The organism is Rhizobium sp. BK098 (genome assembly GCF_014193155.1).
Lineage (GTDB): Bacteria > Pseudomonadota > Alphaproteobacteria > Rhizobiales > Rhizobiaceae > Rhizobium.
In genome coordinates this window covers 1-1,989 of record NZ_JACHYY010000045.1, presented here as the reverse complement: position 1 = coordinate 1,989, position 1,989 = coordinate 1, and the positions used below count along the sequence as shown (strand labels likewise).

Genomic DNA, 1,989 nt, shown 5'->3' with positions numbered 1-1,989 from the left:
CCGTCTTGGCCAGATCCAGACCAATCGTACGAACTTCAATCATGATGCCCATCCTCCAATGGTGGCTTCAAACAAACTCACCTTGCCACACACTGGGATCGTCGCGGGCGTCTATATCATCAATGCCCAGCTGCGCGTCCAAGCCATCGCCGGCCGCTATAGGATTTCTAAAAGTGCTGCTGACGTTCTGCAAGCCTGACGCGTAATAGTGGAAGTGCCAGAGTGGGAGAAGCGCGAAAAGCCGCTCGCTCGACTATCACCGCGTATTCCGTCGAGTAGGAGAGCACCTCATTTCCCATTGTTGAGAGCGTAGCAAAACCTCGTGCGCCCTTCCTAGCCACCATCAATGCAGTCGAGTGGCACCGCCTTCATTTTCCCATCGCTCAAGCGCGATTTTTCTCCAGAGCACATTACCAGAAACCGCAGGGAGATTAGCGCACCTTGCGCTAGCTTCCATCGCCGGGGGCGAGGAGTTTGGAATCTCGTTTGAGTCGTTGTGCGCTAGGGTTCGATGGTCGTCTGCCAAGATTGCTGCTTTTAGCTTTTTCTCTTCTCGTCGAAGCAGCTCCACGAGAACGCTTTTCTGAATATCGCTCTGCTCCGCAAGGAGCAAAGTATTGAAGTTTTGGATGTTTCTCTTTGCAATGAAGATATCCATGGGCTGCCTCGCTTTCACTATTGGAGGCGAGAACCGGCATCTGAGGCGAGCCGGTTGGCAAACACTTCTGCCCATCAGAGATTGCGCCAAGTTGGTAAACGTGATGCATCCTCTTCTCCGACTGGTCCACAGATTAGGCTCTTGACTGACAGGCAGCAAGTCATTTTCACATTCCGGTGGCCGACGTGATCGCAGTTCAGATCACAAGTCGCGCCGGGCGTCCGTTTCTTCGTTCGGCATTGTTGTAGTAGCTGGCCGTCTGCGTCATCGAGCACTCGCGAAAAAGATGGCGCGGATAGCTTGGAAGGTCATGGTCTCGGGAGAGGGCACTGTAAACTTAATGCTGTCCGGCCAAAAATCTCACCCTCTGCTTTCGCTTATGCCGTTTTCAAGCGTGCGATCCCATTCCACATCTCCATGGCTGTGAATAAGCGTTGAAGAATCACCCCGTCGAGAGCGCGCTTAAGCTGTTGAAATAGATTTGACTTTCCGTAATATTGGCGGGTTGCAATCGGCGTCGGTCATAACCCCCGCAAGCCACCCGCTTTTGCCATTAATTTCAAATCGTTGTCGGGACTTTCAACAGGGTCAGTGTTCCGAGCCTGATCACACACTGCGCCAAGTCAACAACACGAGTGGTGGCGGGCATCTCGGCGGCACGAATTTCGGGCAGGCCTTCGATGCGAAGACATCATCCAGCAAGAGCAGAAACGATAAATCCCGCAAGCCTGAGCGCATCAAATAGCCTTAAATGGAGAGCGATACTGATTTTGTCAGCGTCGCTCTCGTCTCGCCTCGATCAGCAGATCGCGATCCTTCGGGGCGATGGAACGGCTTCTTTTAAATGCGGCCTTTGTGATGACCGCATACGCGGCCTGTTCGTCAGTGCTCATCGCTCCACGCCCTCAGGAGGAAACAGCTATGCAAGTCGAAAATCGTCCAGGTCCGTCAGGACACCGCGTGACGTCGAACCCTCCTGATCCGGTCGGCACAGAAATACTCGAACTCCCGGATTTGAAAGCCTCGGATGAGGCGACCAGAGAGGCATATGAGCGTGGCGGCGAAGCTGGTATGCGGGACGTGACAGGTGAGGAAAATCCTTATCCGGAACGAAGCGTGCTCGCCAAGGCTTTCGAACACGGCTACCTCGATGGCCAAAAGGTGCAGAGATAAAACTGTAAGCTATCGAAATGGCGGGTTCTTTCAAAATCTCGTCAGAACCGTACCCGGCCCTCCTGTCGTTTTGCATTTAACCGGGTTCTTCCTCAATTTCTGTGGTTAACAGAGTGTTAGCGCCACGACTGCTATCTGCGGGGATGCGAACGCAATCG

At 53.4% G+C, this 1,989-nt stretch carries 3 protein-coding genes; 2 read left to right on the top strand and 1 reads right to left on the bottom strand.

Annotated features, from left to right (window positions below):
* Positions 1–199: hypothetical protein (locus tag FHT73_RS29385; RefSeq protein WP_210290537.1), on the top strand; the 199-nt coding region annotated here is incomplete at its 5' end.
* Positions 200–343: 144 nt separating this feature from the next.
* Here FHT73_RS29385 and FHT73_RS29230 read toward each other — a convergent pair.
* A complete protein-coding gene (locus FHT73_RS29230; protein WP_112611648.1) occupies positions 344–658 on the bottom strand; it encodes a hypothetical protein in 315 nt (104 codons plus the stop codon).
* An 825-nt stretch (positions 659–1,483) separates the two neighbouring features.
* On the opposite strand from FHT73_RS29230, the gene FHT73_RS29225 reads away from it, so the two are divergent.
* Entirely contained in the window at positions 1,484–1,831 is a 348-nt protein-coding gene (locus tag FHT73_RS29225; protein WP_183716539.1) for a hypothetical protein, read from the top strand.
* Positions 1,832–1,989 lie beyond the last annotated feature (158 nt).

What these genes read in the sequence shown, in the direction of transcription:
- FHT73_RS29230 (WP_112611648.1), bottom strand. Translation starts at nt 658, where the DNA reads ATGGATATCTTCATTGCAAAGAGAAACATCCAAAACTTCAATACTTTG.
- FHT73_RS29225 (WP_183716539.1), top strand. Translation starts at nt 1,484, where the DNA reads ATGGAACGGCTTCTTTTAAATGCGGCCTTTGTGATGACCGCATACGCG.